General features: G+C 66.9%; 16 protein-coding genes. 8 read left to right on the forward strand and 8 right to left on the reverse strand.

Annotated features, from left to right (window positions below; translation table 11 throughout):
- Window positions 1-45 precede the first annotated feature (45 nt).
- Window positions 46-2430, forward strand: coding sequence for a penicillin-binding protein 1C (pbpC, locus tag ACUXVE_RS11705; protein WP_445514450.1), 2385 nt, complete (start codon window positions 46-48; stop codon window positions 2428-2430).
- 168 nt (window positions 2431-2598) lie between these two features.
- On the opposite strand, the gene ACUXVE_RS11710 is transcribed toward pbpC, so the two are convergent.
- Both ACUXVE_RS11710 and ACUXVE_RS11715 read right to left on the reverse strand, forming a co-directional pair.
- Window positions 2599-3180, reverse strand: coding sequence for a ferritin-like domain-containing protein (locus tag ACUXVE_RS11710; RefSeq protein WP_033831761.1), 582 nt, complete (start codon window positions 3178-3180; stop codon window positions 2599-2601).
- Window positions 3181-3210: 30 nt separating this feature from the next.
- A complete protein-coding gene (locus ACUXVE_RS11715) occupies window positions 3211-3693 on the reverse strand; it encodes a peroxiredoxin (RefSeq protein ID WP_222388563.1) in 483 nt (160 codons plus the stop codon).
- A 258-nt stretch (window positions 3694-3951) separates the two neighbouring features.
- On the opposite strand from ACUXVE_RS11715, the gene ACUXVE_RS11720 reads away from it, so the two are divergent.
- Entirely contained in the window at window positions 3952-4842 is an 891-nt protein-coding gene (locus ACUXVE_RS11720) for a DnaJ C-terminal domain-containing protein (protein ID WP_025877033.1), read from the forward strand.
- 107 nt (window positions 4843-4949) lie between these two features.
- On the opposite strand, the gene pilH is transcribed toward ACUXVE_RS11720, so the two are convergent.
- Window positions 4950-5321: a twitching motility response regulator PilH gene (pilH, locus tag ACUXVE_RS11725; RefSeq protein WP_005410644.1), complete on the reverse strand. Its 372-nt coding sequence runs from the start codon at window positions 5319-5321 to the stop codon at window positions 4950-4952.
- An 88-nt stretch (window positions 5322-5409) separates the two neighbouring features.
- Window positions 5410-6405: a YhdH/YhfP family quinone oxidoreductase gene (locus tag ACUXVE_RS11730; RefSeq protein ID WP_222388564.1), complete on the reverse strand. Its 996-nt coding sequence runs from the start codon at window positions 6403-6405 to the stop codon at window positions 5410-5412.
- A 152-nt stretch (window positions 6406-6557) separates the two neighbouring features.
- Here ACUXVE_RS11730 and hflK point away from each other — a divergent pair, with 152 nt between their 5' ends.
- The 5 genes from hflK (at window position 6558) to ACUXVE_RS11755 (ending at window position 11095) form a co-directional block, all read left to right on the forward strand.
- Window positions 6558-7694 (forward strand): FtsH protease activity modulator HflK, encoded by a 1137-nt coding sequence (gene hflK / locus ACUXVE_RS11735; protein ID WP_093818645.1) that lies wholly within the window; start codon window positions 6558-6560, stop codon window positions 7692-7694.
- The gene (gene hflC / locus ACUXVE_RS11740) at window positions 7691-8554 is read left to right on the forward strand and encodes a protease modulator HflC (protein ID WP_025877040.1); all 864 of its coding nucleotides are present in this window, start codon (window positions 7691-7693) and stop codon (window positions 8552-8554) included. Before hflK ends, hflC begins: the two co-directional genes overlap by 4 nt.
- Before the next feature lie 67 nt (window positions 8555-8621).
- Window positions 8622-8807, forward strand: coding sequence for a DUF2065 domain-containing protein (locus ACUXVE_RS11745; RefSeq protein WP_089236459.1), 186 nt, complete (start codon window positions 8622-8624; stop codon window positions 8805-8807).
- Between the two features lie 194 nt (window positions 8808-9001).
- A complete protein-coding gene (locus ACUXVE_RS11750; protein ID WP_025877044.1) occupies window positions 9002-10294 on the forward strand; it encodes an adenylosuccinate synthase in 1293 nt (430 codons plus the stop codon).
- 144 nt (window positions 10295-10438) lie between these two features.
- Window positions 10439-11095 (forward strand): hypothetical protein, encoded by a 657-nt coding sequence (locus ACUXVE_RS11755; protein ID WP_445514451.1) that lies wholly within the window; start codon window positions 10439-10441, stop codon window positions 11093-11095.
- A gap of 30 nt (window positions 11096-11125) precedes the next feature.
- Here ACUXVE_RS11755 and ACUXVE_RS11760 read toward each other — a convergent pair whose 3' ends face one another.
- On the reverse strand, window positions 11126-11782 hold the full coding sequence (locus tag ACUXVE_RS11760) for a M23 family metallopeptidase (RefSeq protein WP_445514452.1): 657 nt from the start codon (window positions 11780-11782) through the stop codon (window positions 11126-11128).
- A gap of 4 nt (window positions 11783-11786) precedes the next feature.
- Window positions 11787-12752 (reverse strand): L,D-transpeptidase family protein, encoded by a 966-nt coding sequence (locus ACUXVE_RS11765; RefSeq protein ID WP_445514453.1) that lies wholly within the window; start codon window positions 12750-12752, stop codon window positions 11787-11789.
- A 235-nt stretch (window positions 12753-12987) separates the two neighbouring features.
- Between ACUXVE_RS11765 and ACUXVE_RS11770 the strand changes: the two genes are divergently transcribed.
- Entirely contained in the window at window positions 12988-15114 is a 2127-nt protein-coding gene (locus ACUXVE_RS11770) for a methyl-accepting chemotaxis protein (protein ID WP_093818639.1), read from the forward strand.
- Between the two features lie 84 nt (window positions 15115-15198).
- Here ACUXVE_RS11770 and ACUXVE_RS11775 read toward each other — a convergent pair whose 3' ends face one another.
- On the reverse strand, window positions 15199-15489 hold the full coding sequence (locus ACUXVE_RS11775; RefSeq protein WP_222388569.1) for a hypothetical protein: 291 nt from the start codon (window positions 15487-15489) through the stop codon (window positions 15199-15201).
- Window positions 15490-15503: 14 nt separating this feature from the next.
- Entirely contained in the window at window positions 15504-16043 is a 540-nt protein-coding gene (locus tag ACUXVE_RS11780) for a hypothetical protein (RefSeq protein WP_445514454.1), read from the reverse strand.
- Window positions 16044-16063: the final 20 nt, after the last annotated feature.

The raw sequence follows: 16063 nt of genomic DNA on the forward strand, positions 1-16063 counted from the left end.
GCGGACGGGCCGCGACGGCGCGGCCCGTCCCACTGGATGCCGTGGATGAAGGTGGGATCGTTGAAAACGCGGCTGCCGCGCCTGCGGCAGCGGCTGCAACCGCTGTGGCCTTGGCTGCGCTGGGGCACGGCAGCCTTGCTGGCGCTGCTGCTGATACTGGATTTCGCCTTTCCGCCGCCGTTGCCCCGGCAACGCGACACCAGCACGCTGGTGGTCGCCGCTGACGGCAGCCCGATGCGGGCGTTCGCTGATGCCGAGGGCGTGTGGCGCTATCCGGCGTCGGTCGACAGCGTATCGCCGCTGTACCTGCAGGCGCTGCTGACCTACGAGGATCGCTGGTTCTGGCAGCACCCGGGCATCAATCCGCTGGCGATCCTGCGTGCCGGTGGGCAGCTGCTGCGGGGTGGCCGCATCGTCTCCGGTGGCTCGACCCTGACCATGCAGGTGGCGCGCATTCTCGATCCGCATACGCGCACGCCCTGGGGCAAGCTGAAGCAGATGCTGCGTGCGGTGCAGCTTGAGGTGCATCTGTCCAAGCGCGAGATCCTCGCGTTGTATCTGGAGCGCGCGCCCTACGGTGGCACCATCGAAGGCGTGGAGGCGGCCAGCTGGGCCTACCTGGGCAAGCCGGCCGCGCAGCTTTCGCATGCCGAGGCCGCGTTGCTGGCGGTGCTGCCACAGGCACCCAGCCGTTTGCGCCCGGATCGTCATCCCGAAGCCGCGCAGAAGGCTCGCGACAAGGTGCTGGCGCGCATGGCCGAGCTGGGCGCATGGTCGCCGGAGGAAGTGGAAGATGCGCGCATCGAGAACGTGGTCGCACGCTCGCTGCGTCCACCGCTGCATGCGGCACTGTTGGCCCAGCGCCTGCACTCGGCACATCCGGGGCAGGCGCGGATCCAGAGCAGTATCGACATCGGCCTGCAGCGCACCCTTGAAGAGCGCGTGGCCAGCTATTTCTCAACGCTGCCCGAGCGCACGTCAGCCGCACTGCTGGTGGTCGACAACCAGACCCTGCAGGCGCGTGCGTATGTCGGCACGCTGTCTTTCGGTGATCGGCAACGACTGGGCCACGTGGACATGGTGCAGGCCTGGCGCTCGCCGGGCTCCACGCTGAAGCCGTTCCTGTATGCGATGGCACTCGATGATGGCCTGATCCATTCCGAGAGCCTGCTGGTGGATGCGCCGCAGAGCTTCGGCAGCTATCGGCCGGGCAACTTCGACATGGCCTTCAACGGCCCGGTCAGTGCTGCCAGTGCGCTGCGCCTGTCGCTGAACGTGCCGTCCGTCGACCTGCTGCAGCGGGTAGGTGCGGCACGCTTCGCCGCGCGCCTGTCGCACGCCGGCATCCAGTTGCGCTTCCCGCCGGGCAGTTCGCCCAATCTGTCGCTGATCCTCGGCGGCACCGGCGCGCGGCTGGAAGACCTGGTCGGTGCGTTCGCTGCGCTCAACCGCAACGGCATTGCCGGCCGCGTGCGCTACACCGATGACGAACCGATGATCGAGCGACGACTGGCTTCGCCTGGTGCCAGCTGGATCGTGCGCGAGATGCTGGAATCGAATCCGCGCCCGGGGTACGGCGTTGGCACGTTCGACGTTGGCGGGCGGCCGCGCGTGGCCTGGAAGACCGGCACCAGCTATGGCTACCGCGATGCGTGGGCGATCGGCAGTACCCGCCACTACACCGTGGGCGTGTGGGTGGGGCGCCCCGATGGCACGCCGTTGCCGGGGCAGTACGGCGCGGTCACCGCCTTGCCGTTGATGTTCGAGGTGGTCGACAGCCTGCCGCGCCAACGCGGCGATGCGGCGGCCGCGCCGATGCCGGCCAGCGTGACCCAGGCAGACATCTGCTGGCCAACCGGAGAACTGGCCGAAGGGATGCCAGCGGCACTCTGCCAGCGACGCCTGTCGGCCTATCTGCTGGACGGTGCGGCGCCGCCGACGTTCCCCGAACGCGAGGCACGGCGATGGCAGCCTGGCCGCCAACGCTACCTGGCGGACGCGCGCACCGGACTGCGCGTATCGGCTGACTGCAGCGCGCCGCATGAGGAAGTCGCGCGTGAGATCGCGCGATGGCCGGCGCTGTTGTCACCCTGGCTGCCCAAGGCTACCCGCGATGCCTCACAGCTTCCCGCACTGTCGCCGGACTGTCGCGATGATGGTCGCGAGGCCAGCGTGGCCCTGCACATTGATGGCCTCAACGAAGGCGCGACGCTGGCGCGTGCACCCAATGCCGAACATGGCGTACGCCTGCAGCTGCGCGCATTGGGCAGCGAACAGGCCGTGGACTGGCTGCTGGATGGTCGATGGATCGCGCAGACGCGCGGTGCGCAGCTGATGCAGCGCGAGTTCGCCGATCCCGGCGCGCATACATTGACCGCGCTGGCTGCTGACGGCGCCTGGACGCAGGTACGGTTCAACGTGCTGCGGTAGCGCCTGGCCATGCCCGGCGGATGTCAGGTGATCGGGCACCAGCCCGCCGGGCATGGCCCGGCGCTACCGGTCCACCATGACCCGGTAGGTGCCAACCTTGGTTGGCACGCGCAGAAGCCGCCCACCAAGGTGGGCGACTACCGGGGTGTTCGCTGGCACGGTGCGGCGTTACTCCCCGATCCACCCATCCAGCAGGTCGGCGAACTCATCGGCGTGCTCCTCCTCCTGCGCCAGGATCTCCTCCAGGATGCGCTTGGTGGTGGTATCGCTGTCGCCGATGAAGTTGATCATCTCGCGGTAGCTGTCGATGGCGATGCGCTCGGCCACCAGGTTCTCGCGGACCATGTCGCGCAGGTCGCTGCCTTCCTTGTATTCGGCGTGCGAGCGTGCGGTCAGCGTGTCCGGATTGAGGTCCGGCTCGCCGCCGAGCTGGACGATGCGTTCGGCCAGCTTGCCAGCGTGTGCCTGCTCCTGCTGCGCGTGCTCGAGGAACTCGCCCTTGACCGCGTCGGCCAGCATGCCCTTGGCCATGAAGTAGTGACGGTAGTAGCGCAGTACGCACACATATTCGGTGGCCAGCGCGTCGTTGAGCAGCTTGATCACCACCTTGCGGTCGGCGCTGTAGCTGTCGGTGATCGCTCCGTCCTCGATGTTCTTCCGGGCCCGCTCGCGCAAGGTCTGGCGATCGCTGATGCCGGCGACCTTGGCGGAAGGGGAAGTGTTGCTGGCTTTGGCTGGCTTGTTGGACATGGCTGGCCGGTTTCCTCTGCAGTCAGGGTTTCAGGTGGGCAGGTGATCCAGGACGTAGTCGGCTGAGGACACCTCGAACTGGCCGGGCTCCTCGATCCAGGCCGCGCGCACGGTGCCGTCCTCCACGTAAAGGGCAAAACGACGAGAACGCGTACCCATGCCGGATGAACTTGCATCCAGTTCCAGGCCAAGTGCACGGGTCAGTTCGGCATTGCCGTCGGACAACATCAGCAGACCGTCGGGTACGTGCTGGTCGGTGGCCCAGGCTTTCATCACGAACGGGTCGTTGACCGCCACGCAGTAGACATCGATGCCGCGATGGCGGAACGCCTCGAACTTTTCCACGTACCCGGGCAGGTGGCGGGCCGAGCAGGTGGGGGTGAACGCACCGGGCACGGCAAACAGCACCACCTTGCGCCCATCGAACAGGGCGTGGGTATCGAGGGTCTCGATACCTTCGCGGATGCGCTTGAGGGTGACTTCCGGAATGCGGTCGCCGACATGGATGGTCATGGGAACTCCTTGCTGGGTGAGGGTAGGGGCCAGGAGGGGACGGGCGCGTCAAGACATTGGAAAACCCACGTATACACCCCATTTGTGTTTTCTGCGGGGGCCGTCAGCCACAGCATGGGGCAGGGCGACGGCAGGCGCATTGCGCTGGATCAGTCGGCCTCACTGCTGCCGCACGGCCGGCGGCGTAGCATCGCCGGCGCGTAGAATGAACCCGGGGCTGCGCCCACCGGCGCGGCCGAAGCGAATCGAGGTAGCTGGATGGAATTCAAGGATTATTACGCCACCCTGGGGGTGGAACCGAGCGCGGGCGAGGCGGAGATCAAGACCGCCTATCGCCGGCTGGCACGCAAGTACCACCCGGACGTCAGCAAGGAGGCCGGGGCCGAGGACAAGTTCAAGGCCATCAACGAGGCCTACGAGGCGTTGCGCGACCCCGAGAAGCGCGCGGCCTATGACCAGCTGCGTGCGCAGGGCTATCGCCCGGGCGAGGAATTCAACGTACCGCCGAACTACGGCGGTGGCGGTTTCAATTTCGAGGAAGTGTTCGGCGGCGGTGGCCCCAACGGCGGTTTCAGCGACTTCTTCGAGAGCCTGTTCGCGCGCCAGCGCGGCGGCCAGGGTGCAGGCCCGGGCCCGGGCTTCAGCAGCCATGGCCATGCGCCCAACCGCGATACCCGGGCCAAGTTGTCGGTACCGCTGGAGGCGGCCTACAACGGCGACAGCCTGCGCATTACCGTCAACGGCAAGCAGCTGGATGTGCGCGTGCCCAAGGGCATCCGCCCCGGGCAGGTGATCCGCCTGGCCGGGCAGGGCAACCACGGCGGCAACCTGCTGCTGGAAGTAGAGTACGCCGCCCATCCGCAGTTCGAGGTCGACGGCCGCAACATCCTGTACACGCTGCCGGTCACACCGTGGCAGGCCGCGTTGGGCACCAGCATCAGCGTGCCGACCCTGGGCGGCGCGGTGGAACTGAAGATTCCGGCCGATTCCGACGCAGGTCGCAAGCTGCGGCTGCGTGGGCGCGGCTTGCCGGGCAGTCCGGAGGGTGACCAGATCGTCGAGCTGGAGATTGTCGCCCCGGCGGCGACGGACGACGCGCAGAAGAAGGCCTATCGGAATCTGGCCAAGGCGTTTGGCGAAACGATCTGACATTCCCTTCGGTGAGTGCGGACCTCGGTCCGCACGCCTTGCGGTAGTGCCGGCCGCTGGCCGGCAGCGGCGTGCCAACCAAGGTTGGCATCTACCGGAGCGGTGGGTCAGCCTTGACCGGCGAACACCCGCTCCAGCACTTCGGACAGTTCGTCTTCCGAGAACGGCTTGGTGATGTAGGCCTTGGCGCCCTGGCGCATGCCCCACATGCGGTCGGTGTCCTGGTCCTTGGTGGTCACCAGGATCACCGGGATGTGCCGGGTCGCCTCATCGCGGGCGAGCGTGCGGGTCGCCTGGAAGCCATTGAGGTTGGGCATCACCACGTCCATCAGCACCAAGTCGGGCAGCTCGGCCTTGGCGGTCTCCACCCCGGCCGCACCATCGGTGGCGGTCAGGATCTGGTGCCCGAGCTTTTCGACGATGCGCTGTATCCCCAACAGCTGCGACGGTGAGTCGTCGACGATCAGAATGCGTGCCATGTTGTTCCCCATGTGATGCCGGAAGTGTAGTGCCGGCATCACGTTGGCGGGAGGGCGACAGCTGCCGTCCGTCGCCTGCCTGCGACGTTCAGTCGATCCGCACCACCGTGCGGCCAAGCGAGCCGCCCGCCAGCATGCGATCGAACACCGCAGGCAGACCGTCCAGGCCGACTTCGGCGGTGCAGATGCGGTCCAGGTGTTGTGGTTTCCACGCGTCACCCAAGCGTGCCCACACTTCTTCGCGCAGCGCGCGGGGGGCATTGGCGGACGAAACGCCGAGCAGCGAGACACCGCGCAGGATGAAGGGCATCACGGTCATGTCCAGCGTCGCGCTGGCGGCCAGGCCCGCACTGACCACGCTGCCATAAGGCACGGTCTGGGCCAGCAGACTGGCCAGCATCGGCCCGCCGGCGTTGTCCAGGCCACCGCCGAAACGTGCCGACTGCAGCGGCCTGGTGTCGGCAAGGGCGTCACGCGGCAGCACCTCGGCAGCACCGATGCCGCGCAGGAAGTCGCTCTGTTCCGGTTTGCCGCTGATCGCGTGCACGGCATAGCCGGCGCGGCTGAAGATGTCCACGGCCAGAGCACCGACCCCACCGCTGGCGCCGGTAACCGCCAGTGGCCCAAGTTCGGGCGTCTGCCGGTTGTCCTGCAGGCGCAGCAGCGCCAGCGCGGCGGTGAAGCCGGCGGTGCCCAGCACCATCGCCTCGCGTGGGCTCAGGCCCGCCGGCTGGGCGATGACCGCGCTCGATTCCAGTCGCACGTACTGGCTGTAGCCGCCATCACGGGTTTCGCTGAGTCCGCAGCCGGTGGCCAGTACCGCATCGCCCTCGCGCCAGGCCGGATCGGTGGAGGCGACCACCGTGCCGGCCACGTCGATCCCGCCCACCAGCGGGAAGCGGCGCAGGATGCGGCCTTTGCCGGTGCCGGCCAGGGCATCCTTGTAGTTGACCGAGGACCAGTGGGCGCGGATCAGCACCTGGCCGGGGTTGAGGTCGTCCAGACGCAGCGGGACCAGGCCGCTGCGGTAGCCGGCGTCGTCTTTTTCGATGCGGAAGGCGGTGAACGGGGTGGTGGGGGCCATCGGCGTTGCCTGACTTCGAGGAAAACGCCACCTTACCCGGTCCGGCCCCTTTCAATCCTGCCGGTCCGCCCCATCTTGTATGATCGGTAGTGGTTAACGGCTGGCGTTGCGGGAAGGGCCCGCGTCGCAGCCCACATCTTGATGGAGCGTGCATGGCCTGGAATACACCCGGCGGCAACAAGGGCGGACAAGGCCCCGAGGACAATCGACGCGGGCCGTTCGGGTCGCGTGGCGGTGGCAATGGTGGCGGCTGGGGCGGATTGCCCGGACCGCTGAAGGACCTGTTCGACGGCGGCATCCTGCGTTGGGTGGTGGCGGCAGTGGTCTTGCTGGTGCTGTTCTCCAGCTTCCAGCTGATCGGCGAACAGCAGCGTGGCGTGGTGCTGCGCTTCGGCCAGTTCTCGCGCATCCTGACCCCAGGCCCGAACTTCAAGCTGCCCTGGCCGATCGAATCGGTCACCAAGGTCAACGCCACCGAGATCAAGACCTTCTCGATCCAGGTGCCGGTGCTGACCCGCGATGAGAACATCGTCAATGTCTCGTTGAACGTCCAGTACCGCATCGATGACCCGCAGCAGTACCTGTTCGGCACCGTTGATGCCAACCAGGTATTGGAGCAGTCGGCGCAGAGCGCGGTGCGCGAGGAAGTCGGCCGCGCCGACCTCAACGCCGTCCTGAACAACCGTGGCCCTCTCGCCGTGGCCGCCGAAGAGCGCCTGCAGACATTGCTGGGAGCCTTCAAGACCGGTCTGACCGTGACCGGCCTGACCCTGCAGGACGCCCGTCCGCCGGAGGAGGTCAAGCCGGCCTTCGACGAGGTCAACGGTGCCCAGCAGGTCAAGGAGCGCCTGATCAACGAAGCCCAGGCCTATGCGGCCAAGGTCGTGCCTGAAGCGCGCGGCCAGGCTTCGCGTGCCCGTACCACCGCCGAGGGCTACAAGCAGGCAGTGGTGTCCAAGGCCGAGGGTGATGGCCAGCGCTTCAGCCTGCTGCAGGCCCAGTACAAGGACGCACCGGAAGTCACCCGCAAGCGGCTGTGGCTGGAAACGGTGCAGCAGGTGCTGAGCGAGAACCGCAAGGTCATTGGTGGCGATGGCCGCCAGCTGATCTACGTGCCGATGACCGGTGATACCCGTGCCAGCACCTCGGCACCGGCGCCGGTGCCGAACCCCGACGTGGTGATGCCGTCGCTGCCGGGTACCACCGCAGTGGAAGCTTCCCGTGATCCGGGCCGGCCGGTGGGCCGCCCGACCGGGCGTTCGAGCGGCCGTGAGGAGGGCAGCCGATGAGAAATTCAATCTGGATCGCCGTTGTCGTAGCGGTGCTGCTGGGCCTGCTGGGTTCGGTGTACGTGGTCCGCGAGGACCAGACCGCCATGGTCCTGAACCTGGGCAAGGTGGTGCGTTCGGACATCAAGCCGGGCCTGCACTTCAAGCTGCCGGTGGTGGAAACGGTGCGGGTGTTCGACCGCCGCTTCCAGGTGCTGGACACCGCGCCGGCCCGTTACTTCACGGCCGAGCAGAAGGACGTCAGCGTCGACTTCTTCGCCATCGGTTACATCTCCAACGTGGGTGATTACTTCCGTGCCACCGGCGGCGATCCGCGCATCGCCAACGCCCGCCTGGCACCGATCATCACCGACTCGCTGCGTAACCAGATCAACTCGCGCACCCTGCAGCAGCTGGTCTCCGGCGACCGCAGCGAGCTGATCGCCGAGCAGCTGAAGGGCATCAACGAAGCCGTTGCCGGGCTGGGCATGCAGATGATCGACCTGCGCATCAAGCAGGTGGACCTGCCCACCGACAGCCAGGTGATCAATGACGTGTACGAGCGCATGCGCGCCCAGCGCAAGCAGGAAGCCGCCAAACTGCGCGCCGAAGGCGAGGAGCAGTCGCTGACCATCCGCGCCCAGGCCGACCGTGACAGCACCGTGCTGATCGCAGAAGCCGAACGCGATGCCCAGCGCCTGCGTGGTGAAGGCGATGCCGAGGCCGCGCGCATCTACGGCAAGGCCGGTTCGGCTGACCCGTCGTTCTACGCGTTCTATCGCAGCCTCGAGGCCTACCGCGGCTCGATGACCGACGGCAACGGCGTGATCGTGCTGGACAAGAACGACCCGTTCCTGCAGTACCTCAAGAACGATCGCTGAGTCCGCACGGCAGTACCTCACGGGGCCCGGCCATGCGCCGGGCCTCGTGCTTTTCCGGAGTTCCCCCATGAAAGATCTGTTCGCCGCCGTCTGCCTGGTCGCGGTGCTGGAAGGCCTGTTGCTGTTCGCGGCCCCCGTGGCCTGGAAGCGCATGGCTGAACGCCTGCTGGACCTGCCCAGCCCGGCCCTGCGCAGCTTCGGTGGCCTGGTCCTGCTGGCCGGGTTGAGCCTGCTGTGGTGGGTACGGCATTAGAAGGGTAGTGCCGGCCCCCGGAAACCCGGATAATGCACAAAAGCCGGACGGGCCTCCCCGTTCGGCTTTTTCCGTGTCTGGGCCTCCCATCGCCGGCCGCTCCCCGTTTGGAGCCGCCACCCAAGCGCTGGCCAGCCCCGCTGCGGTTTACCCGTCCGCGGCCCCGATGGCCGCAACAAATAGAGGAACCCGTCATGGGTCAGTCTGTCGTAGTGCTTGGTGCCCAGTGGGGCGATGAAGGCAAGGGCAAGATCGTCGATCTGCTCACTGAGGAAATCGGCGCCGTCGTGCGCTTCCAGGGCGGCCACAATGCCGGCCATACCCTGGTGATCAACGGCAAGAAGACCGTCCTGCACCTGATCCCGTCGGGCATCCTGCGTGACGATGCGCTGTGCCTGATCGGCAACGGCGTGGTGATCTCGCCGGCCGCGCTGCAGAAGGAAATCGCCGAGCTGGAAACCTCCGGTGTGGAAGTGCGTTCGCGCCTGAAGATCTCCCCGGCCGCGCCGCTGATCATGCCGTACCACATCGCCCTGGACCAGGCGCGCGAACGCGCTGCCGGCGGCAAGGCGATCGGCACCACCGGTCGTGGCATCGGCCCGGCCTACGAAGACAAGGTGGCGCGTCGCGGCATCCGCATCGCCGACCTGCATTATCCGAAGCAGCTGGAAGAACTCCTGCGCACCGCGCTGGATTACCACAACTTCGTGCTGACCAAGTACCTGAACACCGATGCGGTCGATTTCCAGAAGACCTTCGACGAGGCGCTGGCCTTCGGCGAATACGTGCAGCCGATGAAGTCGGACGTTGCCGGCATCCTGCATGACCTGCGCAAGCAGGGTAAGCGCGTGCTGTTCGAAGGTGCGCAGGGCGCGCTGCTGGACATCGACCACGGTACCTACCCGTATGTCACCAGCTCCAACACCACCGTCGGTGGTGCGCTGGCCGGTGCCGGCGTCGGTGCTGACGCGATCGACTACGTGCTGGGCATTGCCAAGGCCTACGCGACCCGCGTTGGCGGCGGCCCGTTCCCGACCGAGCTGGACGATGAAATCGGCCAGGGCATCCGCGACCGCGGCGCCGAATACGGTGCCTCGACCGGCCGCCCGCGTCGCTGCGGCTGGATGGACATCGTCGCGCTCAAGCGCGCCGTGGCCATCAACGGCATCAGCGGCCTGTGCATCACCAAGCTGGACGTGCTGGACGGCATGGAAAAGCTGAAGGTCTGCATCGCCTACGAATACAACGGCAAGCGTACCGAGTACGCGCCGCTGGACGCGCAGGGCTGGGAAGAGTGCACCCCGGTGTACCTGGAGTTCCCGGGCTGGACCGAAAACACCCATGGCATCACCAACTGGGACGACCTGCCGCCGGCCGCACGCGCCTACCTGCGTTCGCTGGAAGAGCTGGCCGGCTGCCCGATCAGCATCGTCTCCACCGGCCCGGACCGCGACCACACCATGGTCCTGCAGGATCCGTTCGCCTGAGCGATGCGGCGCTGCCAGACGCTGCCTGGCAACGCTGCCGCACCGGTAGCGCCGGGCCATGCCCGGCGTCGCTGAAAGAAGAAGCCCCGCGAAAGCGGGGCTTTTTCGTTAGTGTGTACGCAATGCCAGCAGGGAAGCGGATCGATGACCGGCGATGTCAGCGCGAAAGGGACGCGGGTGGTGCGGATCACCCTGTGGGTGTTCTGGGGCCTGTGGGCAGTCGCCTGTGTGGTGCTGGCGGTGGGCGCCGTGGCCAACCACCTGGCGTCACGCACGCAGACCCTGCCGCTGGTGCTGAGCCCCGGTGCGAGCGCGGAGATCACGGTCTACCGCTTCATTGATGATCGTCTGCGGTTGCGGCTGCGTTACCCGCCCAACGCCGCCGACCCGGCCCTCGACCCCGACGTGCTGATGCGTGTCGACACCCCCAACGAGCATGCGGACTTCCGTGCGGGCGTGCGTTCTGGCCCAGCCGGGACGGATGTTGTGCGCAGGCTGGAAACCGTTGAAACGGCTGTTTTTACCGCCGCGTACTTCGGCTATGGCCGCGGTGATGCATTGCCCCGTGGCCGCTCCTGGCTGCGGGTGACCGTGCTGGAAGTGGAGCCGGCGCTGGCCGGCAGGCCGGCAACGATCGAAGTGCAGCCGCCGTTGGATCTTCTGAAACTGACCGACCTGGACTACCTCTGGTTGTGGCCGTTCTTCTTCTGGAAACTGGCAGCGCTGTTGCTGCTGGTTCCAGGCATCGCACTGGTGATCTTCACCATCGCGCTGCGCAGGCAGCGTCCACGCGCTGCCTAGGCGCCACGACCAGACCGTGCGGGTTGCGACTTAATCCCCTCCGTCCCCTTTTTTCAGCAATGGATAGGGATTGATCGACTCGCCCTTCCACCACTGCTTCTCCGGGCCCAGCACGTGCGCTTCGAAATGCAGGTGCGGCGCTTCGGGGTTGGCGTTGCCGGTGCTGCCGACGTAGCCGATCACGTCGCCGCGCTTGATGGTCTGCTTCTCGGCCAGGCCGTCGGCGTAGCGCTGCAGGTGCGCGTAGTAGTAGCACCAGCGGCCGCTGGGTTCGAACTGATAGATGGTCAGGCCGCCGCGTTCGCTGTCGAACAGCTTCTCGACATGGCCATCGGCCACCGCCAGCACCGGTGTGCCGGCAGCAGCCATGATGTCGATCGCATCGTGCACGCGGCCTTCGCTGCGTGCGTCGGTGAAGGTGTCCTGCAGTTGCGAGGGCGTGATGCCCTGTACTGGCAGCAGCAGGCCGGAGGGTGTGTCGCCCGTTGCTGCTGGGGCGGGCGCAGCGATTGCCGTTGTCGCCTGCTCCACGGGTACGGCACGGGCGCTGTCGGCTGCAGCGGAGGTCTGCGCCACTGCAAGGGCGCCGGCCCCCGTGTCATCGGACGGCGCGCCATCACGCTGCAGCCACCAGCCGGCTGCCACGCCCATCACCAGTCCCAGTACGATCAATTGCGCTAGTCGCATCGGCTCACTCCTGCATGACGACCGGTACCGACGTATCCACGGCTGCAGCCACGCGCAGCGCATCCCAGTTGGTCATGCGCACGCAGCCGTGCGATTCGGTCTTGCCGACATGGCCGGGCACCGGTGTGCCGTGCAGGCCGTAATGGGGTTTGGACAGGTCGATCCAGACCCGGCCGACCGGATTGTTCGGTCCGGGCGGAATCGTGGCCTTGCGATCGCCCTTCCTGGCATCCCAGAACAGCTTCGGGTTGTAGTGGAATGGCGGATCCGGGTAGACGCCGAGGATCTTCCACTCACCGATCGGCAGCGGGTCGTGCTCGCTGCCCGACGACACCGGTACCTGCGCGATCACCTTGCCCTGCGCGTCCAGCAGCTGCAGGGTGGAGTCGGATTTGTCGACCACCAGTTTGGCGGCCTTGGGCAATGCAGCGGGCGCGATGTTGGGCACCTGGATGCGGCTGCCGGCCTTGCTCAGATCCACACCGGGATTGAGCGCCTTCAGCAGCTCCGGTGCGGCATGGAAGCGCTCGCCCAGCGCTTCCTCCACGCTGCTGAAGCCCAGTGCCTTGAGCTTGGCCTGGTCGGCGGGCTTCTTTGGAATCGCGACGAACGGACCGGCCACGTCTTCTGCGGTCAGCGTGTAGCTGGCAAGGGGGCCGACCGAGTCGGCCTGCAGGGCCTTCCAGGTGGCGTCGTCCAGTTCGCCACTGACTGTCAGCCCGTGCGCTGCCTGGAAGCCGGATACCGCGCGGCGTTGATTGCTGCCCACTTCGCCATCGATTTCGCCCGGAGAGAAATTGGCGCGGTCCAGAAGTACCTGGGCGTGCAGGGGCGAGTGCGCCGCCGTGTCAGGGCCGGCCTTTTCGGCGATGGGTGCTGGCAGGCCGGCGGGCGGGGACGTCTGCGCAAAGGCGGGCGACATCAGCAGCGACAGGGCCAGCAGGGCGGGGCGGCATACGGGCATGGGCATCTCCAGGCAGATCACGCCCCCCACCCTGCCCGTAGACGCTGCGCAGCCGCCGTGAAAGAAAACTGATGCCAGCATGAGCAGTGGGGCCGCACCGCCGGGCCATCCTCCCGCCGCAGAAGCGGGAGGCCGGGTCTCACCAAGGTGAACGGCTTCCCACGCAGTCGAGCGGGAGGCGATCAAGATTCCCGGCTGGCGGGCCGATATGGGCGCATCCCCCCCGTTTTGGATTCACCCCATGAACTACTTGAGGAACGTCAGGGTCGCCTGGCGTCTTGGGCTTGGCTTTGGCCTGTTGTTGCTGCTGGTTGCCGCCGTGGTCGCTACCGGTGCCACCGCCACCATGGTGCAGAAGCGCGCGATGGAGCAGGTGGTCGAGGTCGGCGTAGCCAAGGTGCGGCTGCTGTCGGAGATGCTTGATGCCAACAACCAGATGATGGTCGTGCGCCGCGAGATGCTGATCCGCCAGGGCGAAGACCGTGCCAACGACGAGCAGCGCATTGCCGATCTGGTCAAGCGCTACGAGGCCAGTTGGACGGCCTACCAGGCCCTGCCCGGCGATGCCGAAGGCAAGGTGATCGGCGAGACCATCGCCGCCAAGCGCGCGCTCGCCCGTCCGCTCAACAAGCAGACCAGCGAACTGATGGAACAGGGCGATTTCCCCGGCGCCGTGGCGCTGACCCTGGGCCCGGTGCAGGAAGCGGCCAATGGCTGGAACAAGGCGCTGGCCGATGGCGTGGCCTATGAAGAAAAGGAAAGCCGCGAGGCCGCTGCCGAGGCGATCCGCCTGGGCGAGCGCAGCCTGCTGCAGCTGCTGGTGCTGGGTGGCGTGGCGCTGCTGGCAGGCATCGCCGCATCGGTGCTGATCGGTCGCAGCATGACCGGCCCGCTGGCGCGTGCAGTGCAGCTGGCCGAGCGCCTGTCCAAGGGTGAACTGGACCAGGAATTCCGCCTGGGTGGCCGTGACGAGCTGACCCAGCTCGGCGAGGCCATGGCCAGCGTGCGCCAGAGCGTGCAGGCCGCTATCGGCGCGCAGCTGCAGATGGCCGAGCAGCATGAAGCCGGCGCGATCCGTTACCGGATGGACGCCAGTGCGTTCCCCGGCGACTTCGGCCGCATGGTGCAGGCCACCAACCACCTGGTCGAATCGCACGTGCAGGTGCAGCTGCTGATGGCCGAGGTGATGCAGCGCTATGCCATCGGCGACCTCAGCCGCGATCTGCCCGAGTACCCGGGCGAGAAGGGCATGCTGACCCGTACCCTGGCGGCGGTGAAGCAGAGCCTGATGGCGATCAACGCGCAGATCGATGAACTGGCCCGTGCCGCGCGCGCTGGCGATTTCAGCGTGCGCGGCGACGCCGCGGCATTCCAGTACCAGTTCCAGGCGATGGTGAACCACCTCAACGGCATGATGGCCAGTTCGCAGGCCAGCATCGCCGATGTCTCCGACGTGCTGCGCGCCATCTCGCATGGCAACCTCACCGCGCGCATGGAGGGCGAGTACGAGGGCGTGTTCGCGCGCATGCGCGACGATGCCAATGCCACCACCACGCAGCTGACCGGAATCGTGCGTGGCATCCAGGTGGCCGCCGACAGCATCAACAACGCGGCACAGGAACTGGCGGCCGGCAACAACGATCTGTCGCGCCGTACCGAACAACAGGCCGCGAATCTGGAAGAGGCTGCCGCCTCGATGGAAGAGCTGACCTCGACCGTGCGCCAGAACGCCGAGCTGGCACGCCAGGCCGACAGCGAAGCGCATGCGGCCGGCGTTGCCGTGCGCGAGACCGAGCAGGCCATGGCGCAGATGGCCACGGTGATGGGCGAGATCGACCAGTCTTCGGCGCGCATTTCGGAAATCTCCACGGTGATCGATGGCATCGCCTTCCAGACCAACATCCTGGCGCTGAACGCTGCAGTGGAAGCGGCGCGTGCCGGCGAACAGGGCCGCGGCTTTGCGGTGGTGGCCAGCGAAGTGCGTACGCTGGCGCAGCGTGCCGGTGTCGCTGCCAAGGAGATCAAGGAGTTGATCGAGGACGCCGCTGCCAAGGTGCAGAGCGGCCTGGCCGTGACCGTGGAATCGGAAGCCGCCATTGCCCGCGTGGCCCAGGCGAGCTCGCGTACCACCCAGCTGATGAGCGACATCGCCGCCGCCAGCAAGGAACAGGCGGCCGGCATCGAGCAGGTCAACCAGGTGGTGGTGCAGATGGACCAGGTAACCCAGCAGAACGCCGCGCTGGTGGAAGAGGCCACCGCTGCCAGCCGCGCGCTGGAAGAGCAGGCGCATGCGCTGACCACGTCGGTGTCGGTGTTCCAGCTGGAGCAGGGAGCGCGCATGCCCATCGTGCCTGCACGCGCGGCGTAAGCCAACGACAGCGCGATGTTGGATGGCGCCCTGCATGCGATGACCCGCATGCAGGGCGTCGATGCACGCAATGGTTGAGGGCCGCTAGCGCCCGCGTGCCGAGCGTTCGATCAACCAACCGGCCGCGTACAGCAACAGCAGGGTTGGCGGGACCAGCACCGCATACGCGGTCGACCAGGGCTTGCCGTACAACAGGCTGCCTGCGCCGATGGCATCAAGCGCGGCAGACTGCAGGGTGATGGGGAGTGCCATCAGGATGTAGATACCCTTCGGGTCGGCGTCTGTCTGCGCGCCGTGGACCAGCCACGCGGTCAACAGCAGGTAGACCACGCACAGCGCAAGCCCGGTCCAGCTCAGCACTCGTCGCATCTTCATCTGCAGGCCTCCTGTCAACGGACCTCGAAGCGCGCTTGCAGTGGCAGGCTCACACCCCGCAACAGATCCTTGACCACCACCTGTGCCGTCCACGTACCTTTCGGATCGTCGGGTTCGGCGACGAACTTCAGCTGCACACTGGTCATGTACAACAGGGTGGGCGGACCCGGCAGGCGAGCGGTGAAACAGGGAACATCGCGTTCTTCCGCGCTGCTGCTGCCGTCCGGGCGAAGCATGCGCACGTCGCAGTGCACCTTGGCTGCGCCATCTTCGCCCAGTTGCGGGTTGGACAGGAATGTCAGCACGAACAGCTCGCCGCCCAGCTGCACGTCGCTGGCCTCGGTGAAGCGCGGCGTGGTGTCCGCGGGGGTTTCCCACTTGGCCTGCCAATCGGCGTCGGAGGTGACCAGCAGGGATGCCGCAAAGCCATCGCTGGATTTCATGGCATCGGTCTGCGGCACCGCCTTGCCGTCGCCATCTATCCAGCCATCGCTGGCAAAGGTGGTCAGTGGCAGCATCAGGGCCATCATGGCCAGTGCGGATGTCCATCGCATCATCGCTTCTCCTTGGCAGC

The sequence above is a fragment of the Stenotrophomonas sp. 3(2025) genome, from assembly GCF_052665395.1.